The sequence below is a fragment of the Corallococcus carmarthensis genome, from assembly GCF_003611695.1.
GTDB lineage: Bacteria > Myxococcota > Myxococcia > Myxococcales > Myxococcaceae > Corallococcus > Corallococcus carmarthensis.
Window position 1 is genome coordinate 1 of record NZ_RAWE01000191.1, and the last position, 20,155, is coordinate 20,155.

Sequence of the window (20,155 nt, forward strand, 5' to 3'; positions counted from 1 at the left end):
GACAGGCTCCGGCCGGCCCGGCTCCCCTCCCCCCGGACGCGGCGGCAAGCCCGGCGCGCGTCCGGAGAAGCACGGCCAGCGCCCCGAGAAGCTCCGGCCGGACCGCACGTCGCCGGAGCTGGGCCCGGACGGCACGCCCCAGGTGATGCTCCTGCGCCGGGGCTCCGACCGGTGGCTCGCGGGCCCGCCGTGGATCTACCGCGCGGACCTCAACGGCGACCCCGGCCTCCAGGGCGGTGAGGTCGTCCGCGTGGTGGACGGCCGCGGCTGGTTCATGGGCAAGGCCTTCTATTCGAAGCAGTCCAAGATTTCGCTGCGCTGGCTCACCAACGACGACGTCGCGGTGGACGTGGACTTCTTCCGCCAGCGCCTCCAGTCCGCCGAAGCGCTGCGCAAGCTCGCGCTGCCCGGTGAGACGACGTACCGGCTGGTGCACGGCGAGGCGGACGGCCTGCCCGGGCTCGTGGTGGACCGCTACGGCGACTACCTGAGCGCGCAGTTCCTGGTGCCCGCCATGGAGCAGCGCAGGGAGCTCATCGCGGACCTGCTGGAGGAGCTGCTCCACCCGAAGGGCATCGTCAACCGCTCCGACGTGAGCGTGCGCCACCTGGAGGGCCTCCTCCCGGAGAAGGGCCTGCTGCGCGGCGCGCTGCCGCCGGGCCCCGTGTCCTTCGACGAGGGTCTGGTGCGCATGCGCGCGGACCTGCTGGAAGGCCAGAAGACGGGCGCGTTCCTGGACCAGCGCGAGAACCACGTGATGGCGGCGCAGTACGCCTTCGGCGAGGCGCTGGACTGCTTCAGCTACGTGGGCGGGTTCGCGCTCCAGCTGGCCACGCGCGCCAAGCACGTCACCGCGGTGGAGATCTCGGAGTCCGCCTCCGCGCAGCTGCGCGACAACGCCCAGTCCAACAAGCTCTCCAACCTGGAGGTCGTGACGGCCAACGCGTTCGACTTCCTGCGCGACGCGGTGGACGAGGGCAAGCGCTACGACACCATCGTGTTGGACCCGCCCTCCTTCGCGAAGAACAAGGACGCGATTCCGGCGGCGGTGCGCGGCTACAAGGAGCTCAACCTGCGCGCCTTCCAGCTCCTGCGCCCCGGCGGCATCCTGGTCACCGCGAGCTGCACGTACCACGTGGATGAGCAGGCCTTCGAGGAGATGCTCGCCTCCGCGGCGTCGGACGCGAAGCGCCGGGTGCAGATCATCGAGCGCCGGGGCGCCGGCCGCGACCACCCCGTCCTCCTCAACCTGCGAGAGACGCGCTACCTCAAATGTTTCGTGCTGCGCATGCTGTGAGATAGGGTGGGACCCATCCATGGGGTCCATCCACTGGACCCCGACGTGCGGGAACGGTTCAGGGCATGGCACGCGGGGAGTGGGACGACGCAGACGACGAAGCCCCCGCATCCGGGACGCGGGCGTTGGAGCGCGCCCTCCAGGAGACGCGCACCGTGTACCGCCAGGCGGACGTGGCGTACGGCCCCTATTCGTGTCCGGCGAGCGGCGAGTGCTGCCAGCTGGCCGTCACGAAGCGCCAGCCCTGGTTGTGGCTCCCGGAGTGGGAGCTGCTCAAGCGCAGCAAGCCGCTCCCGGCTCCTCGCGCCGACGGTGGCTGCCCCTACCTGGACGCGGCGGGCCTGCGCTGCACCGTGTACGCGGACCGGCCGTTCGGGTGCCGCACGTTCTTCTGTCAGCGCATCCAGGGCCCCGCGCGGCAACCGTCTGAAGAAGTGACCCGACTGCTCCTGCGGTTGGAGCGGATTTCACAGCGCGTGATGCCCTCGCTCCAGGGGCCACGTCCCCTCCTGGAATGGTATGCCGGGGTCAGTACCGCCCCGGCCCGGGAGGAACGATGAAGACCCTGCTGCAGACGCGGTGGCGGAGCGCCCACCGGAGTCCTCCCGTGTCCGCGCGGTCCCAGCCCGTGGGTGTCCGAGCATGATCCACCCGATCCGCCCACGCTGGCTGCTCGCGCCCCAGGAGTTCAAGGGCACCTTGAGCGCGGCCGAGGCCGCGGACGCCATGGCGGAGGGGCTGCGAGAGGCCTCGCTCGACGTGGTGCTGGACGTAGCGCCGCTCGCGGACGGAGGTCCGGGCACGCTGGACGCGCTGCTCGCGGGCACTCCCACGGGCGAGCGCCGCAAGCTCACGGTGCGGGGCCCGCTGGGCGCGCCGGTGGAGGCCTGCTGGGCGCGGCTGGATGAAGGGCGCACGGCGGTGGTGGAGATGGCGCAAGCCTCGGGGCTCGCGCTGGTGCCGCCGGAGCAGCGGGATGCGCGGGCCGCGTGCACGCACGGCACCGGGCAGTTGCTGCGCGAGGCGCTGGACTCGGGGTGCGAGCGGCTCATCGTCGGCCTGGGCGGCAGCGCCACCACGGACGGCGGCAAGGGCGCGCTGGAGGCGCTGGGCTTCCGCTTCCTGGACGCGGACGGGGCACCGCTTCCGCCGGGAGGCGCGAGCCTCGCGAGGCTCGCGCGCGTGGACACGAGCGGCAAGCACCCGCGCCTGGAACAGGTGGAGCTGCTCATCGCCACGGACGTGACGACGCCGCTCCTGGGGAACGACGGCTCCGCGCGCCTCTTCAGTCCGCAGAAGGGCGCGGACGCGGCGGCGGTGGAGGAGCTGGAGGCGGCGCTCGCCACGTTCTGCCGCATCGTGGACGAGGCCACGGCGAACCTGCCGGGCGCGGGCGCGGCGGGCGGACTGGGCTTCGGACTGGCGGCGCTCGCGGGCGGAAAGCTGACGTCCGGCTATGACCTGGTGGCGCGGGCGCTGGGGATGGAGCGGCGCGTGCTGCTCGCGGACCTGGTGCTCACGGGCGAGGGGCGCTTCGACCGGCAGACGTCCATGGGCAAGGGCCCCGTGGCGCTCGCGAGGCTGGCGCGCGCCCAGGGCACGCACGTGGTGCTCTTCGCCGGCATCGTGCAGCGGGACAACGGACCGGAGCTGTCGCTCTTCCGCGACGTGGTGGAGCTGAACAGCCAGGCCCGCCCGGGTGCCACCGCCCGGGAGACGCTGCGCGAGGCCACCGCGAAGTGGGCGCTCGCGCACCTGGGCCGGTAGCGGCCACCGCCGCGCGGTCCCCGGGGCTCCGGGGCTCCACGCCGGGAGGCCGCGCACGGTCCTGCCCTACAGCAGAATCGGATCCGTCGTCTTCACCACCTGCATCCCGGCGGCGCGGAAGCCCGCCAGCGCCTCCTTCGCCAGGCGCGGGAAGTCCAGCGCCGCGGGCAGCGGCTGCAACGGGGGCGCGGGCACGGGGCTCATCGCGTCCTCCAGGATGTGGATGCGCTGGAGCTTCGACTTGTCCGTGCGCTCCAGGTACTGCTGCAGGTCGCGCAGCGTGGACAGCACGCAGTGCGAACTGGCCTGCCCGAAGACGTACACGCGGTCGAACGACATCAGGTGCTCCATCAGCCGCGCGTTGAACTCGCCCACGCGCTGGCCCTTCACCTCCGTCACCTCCGGCGCCATCACGGAGTAGTTCTCCGTCAGCGGGTGCTCGCCCTTCAATTCGAAGTGCGTGGGCGTGTCCCGCACCAGCGCGTGGAAGAGGCTCGCCTCGTACATCGCCGGCACCAGCGCGTGGCTCTGCCCGCCCAAGAGCGCGTGGTACGGCCAGATGGTCAGCACGTACCGGCCGCTCGCCTCCAGCCCCTCGCAGTACGCCAGGCTCTCCTCCGGATGGCGCGTCGCCCGCCAGCGGCCGTCCCGCACGTCCTTCGCGGTGATGACCGTCATGGGCGCGGGCGGACGCCCTTCCGCGTCCTTCCACCAGCCCGGATGGAAGATTTGGAAGGCCCGGTGCGTGTCCAGCGAGAACACCAGCCCCGTCAGCCGGTCCAGGTGCGCGTACAGCCAGCGCAGCGTGCGCTGCGTGTCCTCCACCGCGCCCGGGACGAAGAGGCTCGCGCCCGGCGTGCAGAAGGCCACCTGCACGTCGATGCCGAACGCCGCGATGCGGAGCGCGTCCTTGCTGGCCGGACGCACGCGGTGCTCGGCGGCGTAGCGGTAGGCCTCCTCGGAGACCTCCGCCACGCGCTCCAGGTAGAGCTGGCCGACGCGTGCGTCGTCGTGGAACCGGGGTGGGGGCAGCGGCATGGCGTCATCTCCAGGCCCGCCAGTCGCCGCCGCGCCTGTTGCGTCAGCGGCCCTGCGGGAAGTGGCGCCGGGTGATGGACTCCACCAGCGCCTGCGTGGTGGCAGTGTATCCGATGCGCTGCTCCTCCGGCGTCAGGCCCTCGGAGCCCACCAGCGACGGCGAGGACGGGGCCGCCTCCATCAGCGGGAAGTAGCCCTGCGGCGTCGCCTCCCCTGCCTGCCCCACCAGCCCCAGGGGCCCCGTGCCCGTACGGCGGCGGAAGATGATGGGCGTGCCCGGCACGCTCTGCTTGCCCTCCGCCAGCTCGTTGCCGAACTTCATCACCGGCGTCGCGCCCGAACACGACAGCTTGTAGATGGCCGCCACCCGGTCGCGCGTCAGCGCATGGGACATGGTGCGCGCCACGATGTGGCCACCGTAGCCGTAGAACTGCGTCGTCGGCTCCCAGCCCACCTGCTTGCGCAGCTCCTCGAACTCGCGCGTCATCTGCGCGTCCAGGCCGTCCTCCAGGATGATGACCGGCTTGATGCCCAGGTCGCGCGCGCGCGTCACCGCGTACAGGTACTGGAGCTTCTTGTTCCCGGAGTCGAACCGGATGGAGTCCCCACCCTGCGGCTCCTCCGCGATGAGCTTGAACGCCGCCGGGATGCCCGACGTCAGCGTGTCGAAGGTGTCCAGCAGGTAGCTGGAGCGCTGCGGCCGGCGCTCGTGCATCGCGCGGTAGGCCGCGTCGTCGGAGCCGTAGCGCTGCACGTGCTCGTGGCCCATGGTGCCCACGGGAATCATGCCCAGCTGGCGCGCGCCCTCCACGTTGCTCGTGCGCTGCACGCCCGCTTCCTGGCACGCGCGCAGGGCCAGCGTGTGCTGCTCCAGGCAGGTCGCCGCGCGCAGGCCCACCTCGAAGATGCGCGAGGGGTCCTCGACGATGTCCACCAGCTCCTTCACCTGCGCCCGCACGCGCCGCAGGTAGCCCTCCGAATCCACCTGGATGGACATGGACCGCACGCCCACCTGGTCCAACGTCTCCAGGGCGATGCGCTTCTCCTCCTCGCACGACACCGTGGCCAGCGTCCGCGCCAGCGCCTCGCGGTCCTGCAGCGCCTGCGTGGCCACCTGGATGCGGTAGTTGAGTTGCAACAGCAGCGGCTCCAGCCAGGACACCAGCGCGGACGGACCGGTGATGGTGAGGATGGGCTCACGCGGCAGGAACAGCGCGCCCCGGGGCACCGCGCGCACGGACAGCCGCTCCTTGCGCAGCATGGCCGCCTTGAAGCCCACGCCCATCTCGTAGTCGTGCCGGGCGAGGAACGCGTAGTCGTCCGCCTGCGGCTCCGGCAGGAGGCCCTTGACCCAGGCCTCCAGGTCCAATGGCATCACCTGGGGCCCGCCCTTGCGGTGCGAGTAGTAGAAGGTTTCCTTCCGCAGGGGCCAGCCGGCCTCCGCCATGCTGAACTTGTAGCCATCCGTGGCGAGCAGGGACTGGGGCATCGGGAAGCGACTCCTTATCGTTGACCCCGAGACTATGCGTCCCCCCTCCCCGTACCTAGGACCAAGGGGTCCGACGGTTACGGGAAACCACGGGTGGCCCGTCACCCGCCTTTCCCCATACAACAGACACATTGGGGAATACGCTGGATGCGACAGGTCCGGCTAAGCTGTCACGACACACAACGAAGCAAGGTGCCCATGCCCGCAGAGAACGAGACGCAGAAGGTCGAAGCCGTGCTGCGCGAACATGCGATGAGCTACCCCGGCGCCCACGAGGACTTTCCCTGGGGCCACCGCGCGATGAAGGTCAATGACAAGACCTTCCTCTTCATGACCGTCGACGGCGAGAAGCTCAACCTCTCCGCCAAGCTGCCCGACTCCAAGGACGCCGCCCTCACGCTGCCCTTCACGGAGCCCACCGAGTACGGACTGGGGAAGAGCGGCTGGGTGACCGCCCACTTCGACGAGGCCTCGCAGGTGCCGGTGCCCGTCATCAAGGCGTGGATCGACGAGAGCTACCGCGCCATCGCGCCCAGGAAGCTCGTGGATCAGCTCCCCGCGCGGGGCACCGCCGTCCCCGGCCCCGCCTCGAAGCCGTCCAGGCCCGCCGCGGGCAAGAAGGCCTCCGCGCGCCGGGCCGCGGCCCCGGTGAAGAAGGCCGCCAAGAAGGTCGTGGCGAAGGTGAAGAGCGTGGCCAAGAAGGCCGCCGCCCGCGTGAAGACCGTGGCGAAGAAGGCCACCCAGAAGGTCGCGAAGACGGCCGCGAAGACGACCTCCGCCGCCAAGGCCAAGGCCAAGACGGCGCGCAAGCCCGCCGCTCCGGCCCGTGGCAAGCGCGCCGCCGCCGCGCCCAAGCGCGCCCGCCGCTCGTAGGAGCGCGCAAAGGAAAACGCGCGGAAAGGGGGCCCTGGGCCGTTCCCTTCCCGCGCGTCAGGACTTCAGGACGCGGCTACTTCCCGCCCCGGGTGCCACGGCCCGCCGAGCCCTTGGCGGCCGGCGCCCTGGCCGAGGAGTTCTTGCGGCGCGCGGCCGGCGCGGCCTTCTTGGCCGGCTTCGCCTCCGGCTCCACGAACAGCTTGTCGTAGTCGCGCATGCTGCGGCGGATGACCTCCAGCGCCTCCTGCCGGTCGTAGACCTCCGCGATTTCGACGCTGCGCTTTCCCTCACCGGGAATCTGCTTGTAGGTGAGGAAGTAGTGCTTGAGGCGGTCCAGCAGCGGGCGCGGCAGCTGCGCGATGTACTGGAGCTCGCCGTAGACGAGGTCCGACTCCAGCACCGCGATGATCTTGTCGTCGGCCTCGTTGCCGTCGACCATCCGGAAGCCGCCCACGGGCACCGCGTGCACCAGCAGGTTGCCGTTGGAGACGACCTTCTCCGTCAGCACGCAGATGTCGATGGGGTCTCCATCGCCGTGGATGTCCTTGTGGCCGGTGCGCTCCCCGCAACGCTTCGCGACCAGCTCCCCGCAGTACGTGCGCGGGATGAAGCCGTAGAGCGTGGGGCACTGGCTGCTGAAGCGCTGCGGGCGGTCCAGCTTGAGGATGCCGGACTCCTTGTCCAACTCGTACTTCACGGCGTCCGTGGGGACGATCTCGATGTACGCGGTGACGACTTCAGGAGCCTCGGGCCCGGGCGAGATGCCATGCCAGGGATGGGACTGGGACGTGGTCTGGGTGCTCTTCTTCATGGAGTGTCTCCCGAGCGCTGGCGAGCCTCGGCGTACAGCCCGGCCACCGCCTCTTCCAGGCGGCGAGTGAGGGTATCCCGGTCAGCCAACGTCAGCCCCTGCGTGGGCACGGGCGGGCCCACCACCAGGGCGACCCGCTGGCCCCACTGGATGGCCCGGCCTCCCTTGGGGAGGATGAGCCGCGTCCCGGAGATGGCCATGGGGACGACGGGGACCTGCGCCTGGATGGCCAGCGTGGCGGCGCCCTTCTTGAACGGCCGCAGTTCGCCATCCGGGCTGCGGGTGCCTTCCGCGTAGAACAGCACGCTGACGCGCTCGCGCAGCGCCGTCACGGCCTCCTGGAGCCGGGCCCGGTCGTCCGCGCCACCCGTGCGCTGCACGGGGATGTTGCCCGCCACGCGCATGGCCCGGCCGAACACCGGCACCTTGAACAGCTCCGCCTTGGCGACGTAGCGCGTGTGCTTGTCGATGTGCGCGAAGTTCACCATCGCGTCGAAGTGCGACTGGTGGTTGCTGACGAAGACGACATTGCCTTCGCGGGGGATGTTCTCCAGGCCGAAGGCTTCATGCCGCACGCCCGCGGCCGCCAGGGCCGAACGCCCCCAGGCGCCCAGCACCTTGTCCGCCGCCGGGTGCTGATTCAACCCGGACAGCACCGTCACCGTCGCGGACGTCACGCCCGTGAGACCCACCGTGGCCGAGCCGGCGAACACCGTCTGGAGCACCTTGAGCATCAGACGAACCCGTGCGCGGGGAACAGGAGGACGTCCTCGATGCGCTGGACCCCGAGCAGCAGCATCAGGATTCGGTCGAGCCCCACGGCGATGCCCGCGGCGGGGGGCATGCGGCCCACCGCCTCCAGGAAGCGCTCGTCCAGGGGATACACGGCACGGCCCAGCTTGCGGCGCAGGTCCTGCTCCTCCACCAACCGCGCGCGCTGCTCCACCGCGTCCGTCAGTTCGGAGAAGCCGTTCGCCAGCTCCAGCCCCTTCGAGTACAGCTCCACCCGCTCCGCCACGCGGCCATCGCCGGGCTTCAGCCGGGACAGCGCCGCCATGGACGCGGGGTACTCGATGAGGAAGGTGGGCCGTTCGTGGCCCAGGCCCGTCTCCACCTTCTGCAGGAACAGGTGGAAGAAGACGTCGTCGAAGGACGTCGCGTCCCCGGTGCGCACGCCCGCGGCTTCCACCGCACGCTTGAGCGACGCGCCGTCCGCGTGCTGATGGATGTCCACGCCCGTGGCGCGCAGCACCGCGTCCCGCACCGTCACCCGCTCGTACGGCGTGCGCGTGAAGAAGGCGGGATCCGCGCCGGGCTCGCCTTCCTTCGCATCCGCCGCCGCGCGGCCCGCCGCCACCAGGGCGCCCTCCAGGTCGTCCATGATGGCGTGGTAGTCCGCGTGCGGCCGGTAGAACTCCAGCAGCGTGAACTCCGGGTTGTGCGTCTGGGATACCTCGCCGTTCCGGAAGACCTTGCAGATCTGGAAGAGCGGCCCCGCGCCTTGAGCAAGCAGGCGCTTCATCGCGTATTCGGGGCTGGTGTGCAGGTAGAGCGTGCGCGCCTTGCCCAGGTCCGTCTCCGGGACGAAGGGCGTTTCGAAGGCGGAGATGTACGGCTCCATGCCGGGGGTGGGCACGAGCAGCGGCGTCTCCACTTCCAGGTAACCCTGGCCGGCGAAGAACTGACGCAGGGCGGAGTACAGGCCCTGGCGTCCTCGGGCCGCCCGCCATGGGTTTACGTTGGGCATCGGCAGGTCGGAAGTAACATGGGCGGCCCATGTCCCCAAGGATTCCGTCCCTCCTCGCCGCCGCCGTGTGTTTGCTGAGCGCCTGTCACAAGGCGCCGCCTCCGGTCGTGGTCCCCCCTCCCAGCGAGGAAGAGCAACTGACCGGTGAGGTGAACGCCCTTTCCGCGGAGGCCGCCCTCCTCCTGGAGGAGCAGCACCGGCTCGTCTGGGACTTCTGGACGGAGGGCAAGGCGGTGGACATCGCCGCCACCTACAGCGGCAAGCAGGCGCTCTTCAGCCTGGAGAACCTGCGGCGCATCGACCGGCTCCGGCACCTGACGAAGGATCCGCGCGAGCTGCGCGCCCTCACCGCGCTCCACGGCCACTTCGCCGGTGAGTTCCTGTCGCGCGAGCTGGCCGAGTACAACGACGCGTCCGCGAACCTGGAGGCGTCGCTCAAGCTGAGCGTGGACGGCCGCGAGGTGCGCTACCACGACCTGGAGCGGCTGCTCGCCAACGAGAAGAGCGCCCTCAAGCGCAAGGCGCTCTACGCGGCGGCCACGCCCGCGCTCACCCGTCTCAACCAGACCCTCCTGCGCCGCGAGACGCGCACCGGGGAGCTGGTGAAGCAGATGGGCTTCGAGTCCTACGAGGCCTTCGGCAGCGAGCTGCGGCAGGCGGACCTGGAGCGGCTGGCGCAGCTGGCGGAAGAAGTCCTCCAGGCCACGCAGGAGCCATACCGGCTGGTGATGGAGCGGCTGAGCCAGCGCGAGCTGGGGCTGCCCTTCGCGCAGATTTCCCGCGCGGACATCCCGCGCCTGTTCCGTTCGCGTGAAGTGGAGGACGCGTTCCCCAAGGGCGAGTCGCTGGCGAAGGCGCAGGCGACCGTGGCGGGGATGGGCATCGACCTGAGCGCGCTGCCCAACGTGAAGGTGGACGCGCGCGACCTGCCGCAGAAGAACCCGCGCCCGCTGGCCATGGGGGTGAAGGTGCCGTCCGACGTGCGGCTGTCCTTCAAGCCCGGCACGGGCGTGCTGCACCAGGGCCGCGTGCTGCACGAGGTGGGGCACCTGCTGCACACGGCCTTCACGCAGGAGCAGCGCTTTGAGCTCGCGCGGCTGGGCAACCCCACCGTGGGCGAGGCGTACTCGGCGCTCTTCGAGGACCTGCTGGAGGACCCGGTGTGGCTGGAGGAGAACGCGGGCGTGCTGGGGGATGCCGACAAGCGCGCCCAGTACCTGGCAACCTCCAGCGCGCACAAGCTGTACCTCATCCGCCACGCGGCGGGCCGGCTACTCTACCAGCTGGAGCTGCACCGCCGCACGGACGTGGATCCGCGCGAGCTGTACCGCGCGCTGATGGCGCGCACCGGTGCCATGCCCATGACCGAGGACGACGTGGCGCGCTACCTCGTGGACCAGGAGGACTTCTACCAGTCCGCCGACAGCTTCCGGGCGTGGTTCCTGGCGGGCCAGCTCCAGGGGCAGCTGAAGGCGCGCTTCGGCCCGGCGTGGTGGCACGCACCGGAGGCGGGCGCGTTCCTCAAGGAGCTCTGGGCCCGGGGCACCGCGCCCTCCGCGCGCGAGCTGACGCAAGCGATTGGGGAGAACGGCCTCGCGCCGGACGTGCTGCTCCTGCGGCTGAGCACCACGCTCCAGGTGCCCATGAAGCTGGACCTGCGCAGGCTGGATGACACGCCCGCGCAGCCGCCCGCGCCCGCGTCGCCAGGGACGACGCCGGCCTCGGTGCCGCAGATGCCCCGGGCAGAAGCCACGCCCCTGGCCTCCTAGGCCCTTCCGGGCCCTTCCCGTCCCCGCCGGTTGCACGTAGGGTCCGAAGCCATGGTGTCCGTGAAACAGCTCCGTCCCTTCGCGGGCGCATCGCTGGAGTCCTTCCGGGCCGCGTCCGGCGCCGTGGCCCTCATCCAGCAGCCCGTGGACGCCACCTTCAAGGCCGTGGCCCCGGCCATGGTGGGCCTGCGCACGGTGGGGATGGCGCACCGCTCGCGCATGGAGGAGCGGCTGCTCGCGATGCTGCGCGACTTCGACAACCTGGAGGTGCACTTCCTCCAGCCGAACCAGGACGGCGAGGAGTTCACCGTGGGCCGCACCGACGCGTGCGACCTCGTGGTGCCGGAGCCCTCCGTCTCCCAGCACCACGCCACCCTGCGCTGGAACGCGGGCTCCGGGGACTTCTCCGTGCGCGACGCCCAGTCCATGAACGGCACCTTCATCAACGGCGCGCCCCTGGGCTTCAAGGCCCAGGTGATGCTCCACGACGGCGCCACGCTGGCCTTCGGCGACGTGCAGTTCCTCTACCTGCGCGCGGAGACGCTGCACGAACACCTGCGCCTCGCCGTGCCCGGCACGCCCGCCCCCTGAAACGCGCGAAGGCCCCGCCTCCACGCTTCGGGAGACAGGGCCCTCACTTCACTCAAGGCAGCGCGGGGACTACAGCAGCTTCATCAGCTCCGCGCGCTTGGCGGCGTACTCCTCGTCGGAGAGCACGCCCGCGTCCTTCAGCTCCTTGATCTCCTTGAGCCGCTGCGCCGGGCTGCGCGTGTCCGCCGGAGCGGCCGCCTGGGCGGGCTCCGCGGGGCGCTGCTGCTGCTGGTTCTGCTGGTTGGCGAACATCTGCGCCATGCCGAACCCCATGCCCATGCCCATGCCCTGCGCGGCACCGTCGGCGCCACTGCCGCCCTTGGCCATGCCCTCGGACGCGCCGAGCATCGCCTGGCCCTGCGCGTACTGCTGGAAGCCGCCGGCCAGCCGCGAGTACGCGACGTCCTTGGACAGCTTCTTCAGCGTGACTTCGTCCTCGGGCTTGATGCTGACGACGAAGTTGCCCATGCGGACGATGGTGAGGCCGTAGGAGTCCACGTGCGGCTTCAGGCCGGCGAGGATCTCCTGCTCCATCTCCTCCACGTAGGCGCCGCTCGTCACGTCCAGGAGCGGCCACTTCTTCTTCACCAGCAGCTCGGCGGTGCGGTCGCGCGTCACCTTGAGCACCTGGCCCTTGAACCAGCCCAGGAACTCCTCGTTGGAGGCGCGGCCCATGCCGACGAGGCCCACCACGAGCTTCTCCGGCTCCGTCACGCGGATGGAGAAGTCGCCGTACACCATGGTGCCGATGCCCAGGCCCGTCTCCGGGTCGCGCACGTCACCAATGGGGCCGCCGAACTTCACGCCCGTGTGCTCACGGTTGGAGACGAAGAAGATCTCCGCCATGAACATGTTGCCGCCGGTGAAGCCCTCCAGCAGGCGCGACAGGAACGGGATGTTGTTGGTGTCCAGCGTGTGGCGGCCGGGCCCCAGCTTCCCCTCCACCTTGCCGTCCTTGACGAACAGCGCCACCTCATCCGCGTCCACGGTGAGCTGCGTCTTCATCCGGACGTTCTTCTCCGGATACTTGTAGACGATCTCGCCCTTCGCGCTGTCCGCGCGGGCAATGAAGTTCCGCTGCGCCTCGCCCTTGATGCTGTCGAAGATCCCCATGTCTGTTTCAGCGCCTCCGTGGCCGCCTGGGCGGCAGGTCTTCAAAGCTTCGTAACCCCAACCCCTAAATGCGGGGCCACCGGCACGAAAGCGCCACCGCGCTTCCCCCGGCATCCTCCCCTGGAACATACCAGCTTCACGGGCGCCTGCCCGTCCGGCCGGCCCCCTGGCAGTCCACTCTCCAACCCGCCAGTGACTCAACCCCAGCGGCTGACCAGACGTTCCCGGTCCAGGAGCCGGATGCTGGCCGCCAGCAGGACGAAGTCCAGCACCAGCACCACCGCGCCCTGGATGGCGTAGTACCCCAGGCCCGCCTTGAGCACGCCGGCCACCTGCCCGCCCACCAGCCCCACCAGCGGCAGCACCACCAGCGCGGACAGCTGCTGCGCCATGCGCGCCTCGCTCACCCGGGCGGAGATGAGCACCGCGACGCCGTTGCCGAAGAAGGCGAACAGCGGCGCGAGCACGAACACGCCAAACCCCCACAGCGCGTTGGGCATCAGCGGCGCGCCCACCAGCGGCCACGCCACCCAGTCCACGCCCACGCAGAACAGGGCGAAGGCGAACCAGGTCATCATCACCGCGGGCACCAGCGCGGCCAGGCTCTTGCCCGCCACCAGCTCCGCCGCGGACACGGGCGACGCGAGCAGCGGCTCCAGCGTGCGGCGCTCCTTCTCCCCCGCGACGCTCTGGGACGCGATGAGGATGGGGATGAAGACGGGCATCACCAGGAACATGCCGAACCAGTCGGTGAGCGACTTGTCGATGAGGAAGCGCGCCGCGCTCGCGCCCAGGGGCAGCGTGGGGTCGTAGAAGAGCGCCACCGTGCGCAGGTCGGAGTGGTCCGGCTGCCGCACGTACGTCCACACCACGCCAATGGGCACCGTCACCATCACCAGCGGCAGCACCGCCATGGACACGAGCAGGCCCACGTTCTTGCGCAGGTCCAGCGAGTCCTTCCAGAACACCGCCAATGCGCGTCGCGGCCGGAAGGCCATGCTCACGTCTCCTCTTCCCGCAGCAGGTCCAGGTACACCTCTTCCAACGGCCGCTGCGCGGGCACCACGCTGTGCACGCGCGCGCCCGCGCCCACCAGGCACGCCACCACGTCTGGCGCCTGCGCCTCGTCCGCCACCATCACCCGCAGGCGGCCGCCCTCCACCAGCACGTTGGGCTTGAAGGGCAGCGCCCCCAGCGCGGGCACGAACGCCTCCGCGTCACCCTCCACGCGCACGTCCAGCGCCTGTCCCGCGCGGCGCAGTTCGCGCACCGGGCCCAGCGCCAGCAGGCGGCGGCGCACCACGGCCACGCGCTCGCACAGCCGCTCCACCTCCGCCAGGTTGTGCGAGCACAGGACGATGGTGCGCCCCTCGGAGGCCAGCTCCGCCACCGCGTCGCGCACGGTGCGCGCGGATTCGGGGTCCAGGCCGCTGGTGGGTTCATCCAGGAAGATGACGCGCGGGTCGTGCACCAGCGTGCGCACGATGGCCAGCTTCTGGCGCATGCCCTTGCTGAAGCCGCCGCACGCGTCATCCTCGCGGCCGCCCAGCCCGAAGCGGTCCAGGTAGTGCTTCGCGCGGGGCCACGCGGTGGACTCGTCCAGTTCGTGCAGCTTCATGAAGAAGCGCAGGTTCTCCCGCGCGGTGAGCCGGTCGTAGAGCCCGGGCTGTTCGGTGAGCAGCCCCACCACCTTGCGCAGCGACTCGCCGTCGCGCGTGACGGAGTGGCCCCACACCTCCGCGTCACCGCTGGAGGGCTTGAGCAGCCCCGTCAGCATGCGCACCGTCGTCGTCTTGCCCGCGCCGTTGGGGCCCAGGAGGCCGAACACCTCTCCGGGCCGCACGTCGAAGGTGAGGTCCTCCACGGCGGTGCGCTCACCGAAGCGCTTCGCCAGCCCGCGCACGCGCAGGCCGCCCTCCACGGGGGACTCCACGCGCGGGGGCGGAACGAAGAGGCTCACTCGATGGTCACCAGGACGAACTTGTTGTTGATGTCCCGGTCGATGAGGGTGACCGTCTTGTCGGAGCCCACGGCGCTCCGCAGCAGGTTCACGCGGTTGTGCTCCACCAGCGCCCACTCACGGCCGGGGCGCGCCGCGTAGTTGCGCATGCGGGTGTTGGCGTCGTTGGCGCGGAACTGCTCCACCGTGTTGCGCGAGTAGAACGTCTCCCCGCGCCAGTTCATCATGTACGCGGCGATGGGCTCTCCCGCCTGGCGCTGGGCGTAGTAGCGCCAGAACAGGTCGCGCTGCGTCCAGTGGTGGGACAGGTCCACCCAGTGGCCCCAGTTGAACCAGAGCGCGAACGCCGCGGCCAGGCCCCAGAACGTGCTGAACAGCAGCACGCGCGAGCGCTGCAGCGCGGCCACCACCGCCAGCATACCGGCCACGCCGAACGCGAAGCCCATGCCCACCTTCACGTTGATGGTGCCGGACAGGGCCTTGAACATCGCGTCCGAAGCGGCCGGGCCCTTGAATCCGCGGATGGCCAGCACCACGCCCACCAGCGACAGGCCGAAGCCCACCGCCTGGAGCACCGTGCGCCCCGGCGCCTCTTCCGGCCGCGATGCCTGCCAGAAGAGGAAGCCCGCGGTGGCCAGCAGCGCCACGCCCCACAGCCCCATCGCGGACACCTGCCCCTGCGACGCCACCGCGGCCAGCGTGGCCCCGCCGGTGAGCAGGAGTCCCAGCGCCACCGCGCGCGACGCGGCCGGGCGCTCCAGCTTCACCTTGGAGGAGAACGCGTCGAAGGCCAGGTAGACGCCGAAGGCCAGCAGCACCAGCGTCACCAGGTCGCCCATCCACAGCGGGCGCGAGGAGAAGAACGCGATGGGCTTGGTGACCAGGTCCTGCGGGTAGGGCCGGTCGTAGTTGTAGACGAACAGGTCGGTGAAGTCCTTGGGGTTCTCCGCCAGGTCCTTGCCCACCAGGATGAAGAGAATCAGGCCGAAGATGAGGCTCACGGCGTGCTCCGGGATGCCGTCCTTCCACAGCCGGTCCACGAAAAGCGCGATGAGGATGGCCAGGCCCGGCAGCACCGGGAACACGTAGTGGTGGAACTTCGTCGCGCTGGAGGCCAGCAGGTAGAACGCGAACGCCACCCACAGCACGGCGATGAGCGCCAGGTGGTCCGCCTTGTCCCGCGAGCGCAGCTTGAGGCGCGACACGACCGCGAACGCGCCCGGCAGGAGCGCCACCCACGGGAAGATGGCGAAGCCGCCCTGTTCGATGAAGTAGGTGAACGACCCGCCCGGCGTGGTGGTGTGCACGCCCGCGGTGAGGCGGTTCAGGTGGTCGTGGATGAAGAAGCGGTACCAGAACAGCTTGCCCTCGTCGTCCACGCCGTCGAAGAGACACAGCGTCAGGTACCAGGGCACCGCCACCGCCGCGAACACGAGGATGCCCGTGCCCAGCTTCATCCGGTACATCTGCGCCCACAGCACAGGCATGGTCCGCGAGCCCGCGCGCACCTCGGCGCGGACCTCGCCGCTGGTGAGCCAGCGCAGGTGCGCCTCCAGGCTCTCGCGGGTCCACGGGATGACACCGGCGGCCGCGTAGAGCACCAGGATGACCGCGGGCAGGCCCACGCCCAGCAGGCCCTTGGCCAGCGTGGCCAGGCCCGCGAAGACATAGAACGCGTACCACCAGCCAGCGCGGTGCTTCGTCGTGTCATCCAACTGCCCGATGAGCGCGCACGCCATGGCGCACACGAACGTCGTGACGAAGGGCGTGTCGGTGACGGTCTGCCGGGTGAGCAGGAAGTACAGCGGCATGGTGGCCAGCACGAAGCCCGTGGCCAGGCCCGCGCGCATGTTCACCACCCGCGCCACCGCCAGCGACAAGAGCGCCACGGCGGTGATGCTCAGGAGGGCGAAGGGCATGCGCATGCCCCACTCCGTGTAGAGGCCCATGGCGGCGTCGCCCCGGAGCGCGCCGACGAGGTTCATCCCCAGCGCCTGCATCCACATGGTGAGCGGCGGCTTGGAGAAGAACCACGCGTTCTCCCAGAAGGGATAGACGTAGTCGCTGCGCTGGATCATCTGCCGGCCCACTTCGCCGTAGTGGGTCTCCCAGGGGTCCCACAGGCCGACCGCGCCCAGGTAGGGCACGAAGAGCAGCGCCGCGAAGCCCGCGGTCGCCAGGACCACGCGCGTGCTGAAGGACAGGGCCAGCCACCTTTTCGCCCATGCCGACGTCAGGGTGTCCTCACCGAGGATGGCCTGGGTGAAGGTGGATTCCCCCTGCGAGTTCTTTTCGCCGTCGCTTGCCACGCGCGCGTGCTCCTTCGTCGTCCGGAACGGGCCCACCGTGCACCACATGGGGCCGGGGGGCTTATACCCCCGCCACCCCCGCCGGTCGACCGACGTGGAAGGGGGTGCGTCGTTCTCGCGCCACCGGGCGACCTCCGAGTGCACAGGTGCTGTGCAGGCGCCTGCACAGCCGCACGGGCAAGTCCGCGAAAGCCCGTCCTCCAGCCAGGGGCACGGGCCTTGTAGAGGCCCCCCGTCACGAAGGCTGACCGCGCGGCCGGAACGCGGAGGCCGCTCATCGAGGAGCAGTGATGCTGGTTTCAGCGGTGACCCTGGGGTGTGCACTCCTGCTCGGGCAGGTGGAGGCGCCGGAAGTCACGGGACAGGAGGCGCCCACCGGAGCTCCGGTGGAAGCGCCCGTGGACTCGAACGAAGCGCCGGCATCGGGGCCGCCCGCGACGGCGGAGCCGTGGGACTTCCAGATGGCCGTTCCGGGAGCGACGTCTCCCCAGCAACCCTACGAAGGGCAGGCGCTGTGTCTCGCCCTGCCGCCCACGCCCGCCGTTCCCTCCGGAGCGTGGCGCGCCCGCTGTGACGAGGCGAAGAAGGAGTGCCTGGTGTCGCCCGCCCAGGAGCTGGACTCGCAGGGGCATGAGAGCGACCAGCCCCTGCAGCGGGTGGACTGGTGCCTTCCGCTGATGTTGCCGCAGGAGAAGGTGCGTGAGTACCGCCTGGTGCCCGCCATCGCGGAGGCGCCGCCGGGCTGGTACCGCGACGAGCGCGGGCGGGTGCTCCAGTACAACTTCGACCTGCACCGGCGCGTGCGCGTGGGCGGGGCCTGGGCGCCGCGCTGGCTGCGCGAGACGGACGGCGTGGACGAGCGCGTGCGGGTGGATTTCGGCGTGGACCTGGAGTGGCCGGGAGACTCGGACCGGCTGCACCGGATGACGCTCCTGGACACGGAGCTGTACCTGGGCGACGCCGCCTCCTACGAGGCCACGCTCCTGCGCTACGACTTCCGCAGCGAGCACGACGCGCCGCTCTTCCGGGTGACGACCTTCTACGGCCGCCCCCGGCGCTTCGACGTCTACGCCAACCTGGGCTTCTGGATGGAGGTCCTCCACGGCGAGCAGGTGCGCCGCGACGACGTGCACGCGGACTTCCTCTCCCTGGCCGCGACGCAGGTGACGCTGGACCTGTGGCACTCGAGCGACCTCGTGTCCTACGTGCGCGTGCGGGCGGGCCCGTCCGTGGAGCGCGACCGGACGAACGGTTTCTTCACGCTCGTCCCCGCGGCGGCGCTGGAGGGGGACTTCACGCTGGACCGGGACGGCTTCCACCACGTGCGCTTCGGCGCGGAGGCCCAGAAGGTGCTGCTCGCGGAGCACGTGGAGGGCCGGCCCCTGCGTCCGGAGCGGCTGCGGCTGCGCGCGAGCTACGAGGTCATCGCCCTGGCCATCAACGACCAGCCCGTGAGCCTGACCTTGGATGGGCGGGGGACGTGGCGCGACGACGTGGCGAACGCGCCCGCGGGGTGGGAGTGGTCCGCGCAGGCGGGCCTGCGCTTCTCGATGTGGGCCCCGGCGAGAAGGTCCGCGCCGGCGACATCCCCCGGGAAGGGCTAGGCCCGGGATGGTGGCGCTCGCGCTGGCATTGCTCCTGGGCACCCTGCCCGGCCCGTCCTGTGAGGGCCAGACGGCGGCCGGAGAGACGTTCCCCACCTGCTTCGACCCCGGCACCGGCTGGGTGCTGGGCACCGCGCTGCGGGTGCAGGACGACACGGCGGCCCTCGTCGTGCGCACCGGGCTGCTCGTGCGCGTGGACCGTTCGAGCGGCAGCAAGGCGGACTCGTTGTGGTTCGACTCGCACCGGCTGCTCATGACGGAGGCGTGGGGTGGCGACCGGCAGGGACTGACCTTCACCGCGTACGAGGGCTTGCTGCGCAGGCACGTGGAGGAAGGCGCCATCCTCGTCTCGATTGGGCGGCCCCGGCGCATCCCCTTCCCGTTCGACGTGGCGCTCGCGTTGCGCGCGGCGCACCTGGAGCGGCGCGCGTGGGAAGGCGCGGGCTGGACGCTGGAGACGGGCCGCGTGGGGCTGCTGTTGGATCCGCTTCGCACGAACACCGAATGGGGCTGGCTGGCCGTGGGCCCCGCCGCGAGTCATGCCCTGCGCCATGCACCGGATGGGACCCGGAACGAGGTATCCCCCTTCACGTCCCTGCTGCTCGACGCGGGCTGGGAGACGCGGGATGGAAGGTGGGCGTTGCGCGCGACAGGGCTCGCGGGCTGGAGCTTCGACTTCGACGGTGGCGCCCACTTCCGGGCGCGCGGCGAGGTCGCGCTGGAGCACGTGCTCCTCGCGGTCAACGACGCGCCGGTGTTCGTGCGGCTCACGGCCACGGGCGTGCGGAACGACGCGGGGCTCTACCGGCGGAACGAGGCCATGCTGGGCGCGGGGCTCGCGGTGCGCCCGTTCGGCGAGCGCTGAGGGCCCTTCCCCGGCGATGCAGGTCCGGCTACGGCACCGGCGCTTCGACCGCCGCCTTCAAGGCGCCCTCGGCCGCGCGCAGCCGCGCATCGCGCGGATCCACGCGAAGGGCCTCCTCCAGCCGCAGCAGGGCCCCGGCGGTGTCCCCTCGCGCCAGCGCGCAGCGCACGCCCGCCTCCAGCGCGCCCGTATCGGACGGCCCGTACACCCGCGCCTCCTCCGCCGCGTGACAGCCCTCCTCCACCTGCCCGGATTCGAAGTACGCGCGGGCCAGCTCCACGCGCGTGTCGACCTGCGTCGGCGCCAGCCGCACCGCCGACGTCAGGGGCTCCACCGCGTCCGCCGGCAGCCCCCACCGCCGCAGGGCATGCCCCAGCTCCCGCAGCGGTCCCGCCACGCCCGGCACCAGCAACGCCCGGGCCCGGGCGACCCGCAGGCTCGCGGGCTCTTCGAAGCGCACGTCCGCCGTCATCCGCTCCACCACGCGCGCGTACGCGGGGTAGGCCTGCGGCCAGGTGAAGACGAGCCGGTACACCCATTCTCCGCGTGGCACGAACCACGCCACCAGGTGCGTGCGCCCACCGGCCCCGTCCATTTCAACGCGGATCCGCTGCGCGGGCCGGCCGCCCAGCGACGCGGGCTCCACGCCTCTCACGGACACCGTGAGCCCCTCCGGTCCCACCCTGCCCGGTACCAGCGACTCGTCCAGGAAGTGCCGGGCTTGCGAGGAACCATCCCCGGGTTCACCCGCCTCGATGGCCTCCGCCGTGAGCGTGGCCCGCCCCAGGCCCTGCAGGCCATTGGAGAAGGCCCGCCGCTCCTTGCCATCCTCCTCGCGGCGCCATCCGTCCGGCAGCGCCACCGCCACCCCGAAGCCGTCATCGCGCTCCACCCGCCACCCGGACCGCTCCGACACCAC

General features: G+C 71.1%; 18 protein-coding genes. 8 read left to right on the forward strand and 10 right to left on the reverse strand.

Features of this window, described 5'->3' with window-relative positions:
* From D7X32_RS33955 to D7X32_RS33965, 3 genes are all read left to right on the forward strand, one after another.
* The coding region (locus D7X32_RS33955; RefSeq protein ID WP_439329033.1) for a class I SAM-dependent rRNA methyltransferase at nt 1-1,297 on the forward strand (1,297 nt) is incomplete at its 5' end.
* Nucleotides 1,298-1,362: 65 nt separating this feature from the next.
* Nucleotides 1,363-1,857 carry a YkgJ family cysteine cluster protein gene (locus D7X32_RS33960; protein ID WP_120606725.1) on the forward strand — a complete coding sequence of 165 codons (495 nt, stop codon included), beginning with the start codon at nt 1,363-1,365 and terminating at the stop codon, nt 1,855-1,857.
* A gap of 82 nt (nt 1,858-1,939) precedes the next feature.
* Nucleotides 1,940-3,064: a glycerate kinase gene (locus D7X32_RS33965; RefSeq protein WP_120606726.1), complete on the forward strand. Its 1,125-nt coding sequence runs from the start codon at nt 1,940-1,942 to the stop codon at nt 3,062-3,064.
* 66 nt (nt 3,065-3,130) lie between these two features.
* On the opposite strand, the gene D7X32_RS33970 is transcribed toward D7X32_RS33965, so the two are convergent.
* Both D7X32_RS33970 and D7X32_RS33975 read right to left on the reverse strand, forming a co-directional pair.
* Nucleotides 3,131-4,102, reverse strand: coding sequence for a nicotinamidase (locus tag D7X32_RS33970; protein ID WP_120606727.1), 972 nt, complete (start codon nt 4,100-4,102; stop codon nt 3,131-3,133).
* Between the two features lie 43 nt (nt 4,103-4,145).
* The gene (locus D7X32_RS33975; RefSeq protein WP_120606728.1) at nt 4,146-5,591 is read right to left on the reverse strand and encodes a nicotinate phosphoribosyltransferase; all 1,446 of its coding nucleotides are present in this window, start codon (nt 5,589-5,591) and stop codon (nt 4,146-4,148) included.
* Between the two features lie 198 nt (nt 5,592-5,789).
* Between D7X32_RS33975 and D7X32_RS33980 the strand changes: the two genes are divergently transcribed.
* Nucleotides 5,790-6,464 (forward strand): MmcQ/YjbR family DNA-binding protein, encoded by a 675-nt coding sequence (locus D7X32_RS33980; protein ID WP_120606729.1) that lies wholly within the window; start codon nt 5,790-5,792, stop codon nt 6,462-6,464.
* A gap of 76 nt (nt 6,465-6,540) precedes the next feature.
* On the opposite strand, the gene D7X32_RS33985 is transcribed toward D7X32_RS33980, so the two are convergent.
* Genes D7X32_RS33985 through epmA form a run of 3 tightly spaced genes read right to left on the reverse strand, consistent with a single transcriptional unit; the run spans nt 6,541 to nt 9,025 of the window.
* Nucleotides 6,541-7,278 carry an inorganic pyrophosphatase gene (locus D7X32_RS33985; RefSeq protein ID WP_120606730.1) on the reverse strand — a complete coding sequence of 246 codons (738 nt, stop codon included), beginning with the start codon at nt 7,276-7,278 and terminating at the stop codon, nt 6,541-6,543.
* Nucleotides 7,275-8,012, reverse strand: a complete 738-nt coding sequence (locus tag D7X32_RS33990) for a lysophospholipid acyltransferase family protein (protein WP_244239335.1) — start codon at nt 8,010-8,012, stop codon at nt 7,275-7,277. Before D7X32_RS33990 ends, D7X32_RS33985 begins: the two co-directional genes overlap by 4 nt.
* On the reverse strand, nt 8,012-9,025 hold the full coding sequence (epmA, locus tag D7X32_RS33995) for an EF-P lysine aminoacylase EpmA (RefSeq protein ID WP_120606731.1): 1,014 nt from the start codon (nt 9,023-9,025) through the stop codon (nt 8,012-8,014). Before epmA ends, D7X32_RS33990 begins: the two co-directional genes overlap by 1 nt.
* A 29-nt stretch (nt 9,026-9,054) precedes the next feature.
* Between epmA and D7X32_RS34000 the strand changes: the two genes are divergently transcribed.
* Together D7X32_RS34000 and D7X32_RS34005 are read left to right on the forward strand one after the other, a co-directional pair.
* Complete coding sequence (locus tag D7X32_RS34000; protein ID WP_244239336.1) at nt 9,055-10,794, forward strand: chromosome segregation protein SMC; 1,740 nt, start codon at nt 9,055-9,057, stop codon at nt 10,792-10,794.
* A 51-nt stretch (nt 10,795-10,845) separates the two neighbouring features.
* Nucleotides 10,846-11,385 carry an FHA domain-containing protein gene (locus D7X32_RS34005; RefSeq protein WP_120606732.1) on the forward strand — a complete coding sequence of 180 codons (540 nt, stop codon included), beginning with the start codon at nt 10,846-10,848 and terminating at the stop codon, nt 11,383-11,385.
* Nucleotides 11,386-11,454: 69 nt separating this feature from the next.
* Here the strand turns inward: D7X32_RS34005 and D7X32_RS34010 are convergent, their stop codons facing one another.
* The 4 genes from D7X32_RS34010 to D7X32_RS34025 all read right to left on the reverse strand — a co-directional run bounded on the left by D7X32_RS34010 (nt 11,455) and on the right by D7X32_RS34025 (nt 16,767).
* The gene (locus D7X32_RS34010) at nt 11,455-12,498 is read right to left on the reverse strand and encodes an SPFH domain-containing protein (RefSeq protein ID WP_120606733.1); all 1,044 of its coding nucleotides are present in this window, start codon (nt 12,496-12,498) and stop codon (nt 11,455-11,457) included.
* A gap of 197 nt (nt 12,499-12,695) precedes the next feature.
* Nucleotides 12,696-13,496 carry an ABC transporter permease subunit gene (locus D7X32_RS34015; RefSeq protein ID WP_120606734.1) on the reverse strand — a complete coding sequence of 267 codons (801 nt, stop codon included), beginning with the start codon at nt 13,494-13,496 and terminating at the stop codon, nt 12,696-12,698.
* 2 nt (nt 13,497-13,498) lie between these two features.
* Nucleotides 13,499-14,458: an ABC transporter ATP-binding protein gene (locus D7X32_RS34020; RefSeq protein WP_208752624.1), complete on the reverse strand. Its 960-nt coding sequence runs from the start codon at nt 14,456-14,458 to the stop codon at nt 13,499-13,501.
* Nucleotides 14,455-16,767: an ArnT family glycosyltransferase gene (locus D7X32_RS34025; RefSeq protein ID WP_120606740.1), complete on the reverse strand. Its 2,313-nt coding sequence runs from the start codon at nt 16,765-16,767 to the stop codon at nt 14,455-14,457. The genes D7X32_RS34020 and D7X32_RS34025 overlap by 4 nt, the downstream gene beginning before the upstream one ends.
* A 290-nt stretch (nt 16,768-17,057) precedes the next feature.
* On the opposite strand from D7X32_RS34025, the gene D7X32_RS34030 reads away from it, so the two are divergent.
* On the forward strand, nt 17,058-18,371 hold the full coding sequence (locus D7X32_RS34030) for a hypothetical protein (RefSeq protein ID WP_120606735.1): 1,314 nt from the start codon (nt 17,058-17,060) through the stop codon (nt 18,369-18,371).
* 7 nt (nt 18,372-18,378) lie between these two features.
* Nucleotides 18,379-19,236, forward strand: a complete 858-nt coding sequence (locus D7X32_RS34035; protein WP_120606736.1) for a hypothetical protein — start codon at nt 18,379-18,381, stop codon at nt 19,234-19,236.
* A 28-nt stretch (nt 19,237-19,264) separates the two neighbouring features.
* Here the strand turns inward: D7X32_RS34035 and D7X32_RS34040 are convergent.
* The coding region (locus D7X32_RS34040) for a tetratricopeptide repeat protein (RefSeq protein ID WP_369333700.1) at nt 19,265-20,155 on the reverse strand (891 nt) is incomplete at its 5' end.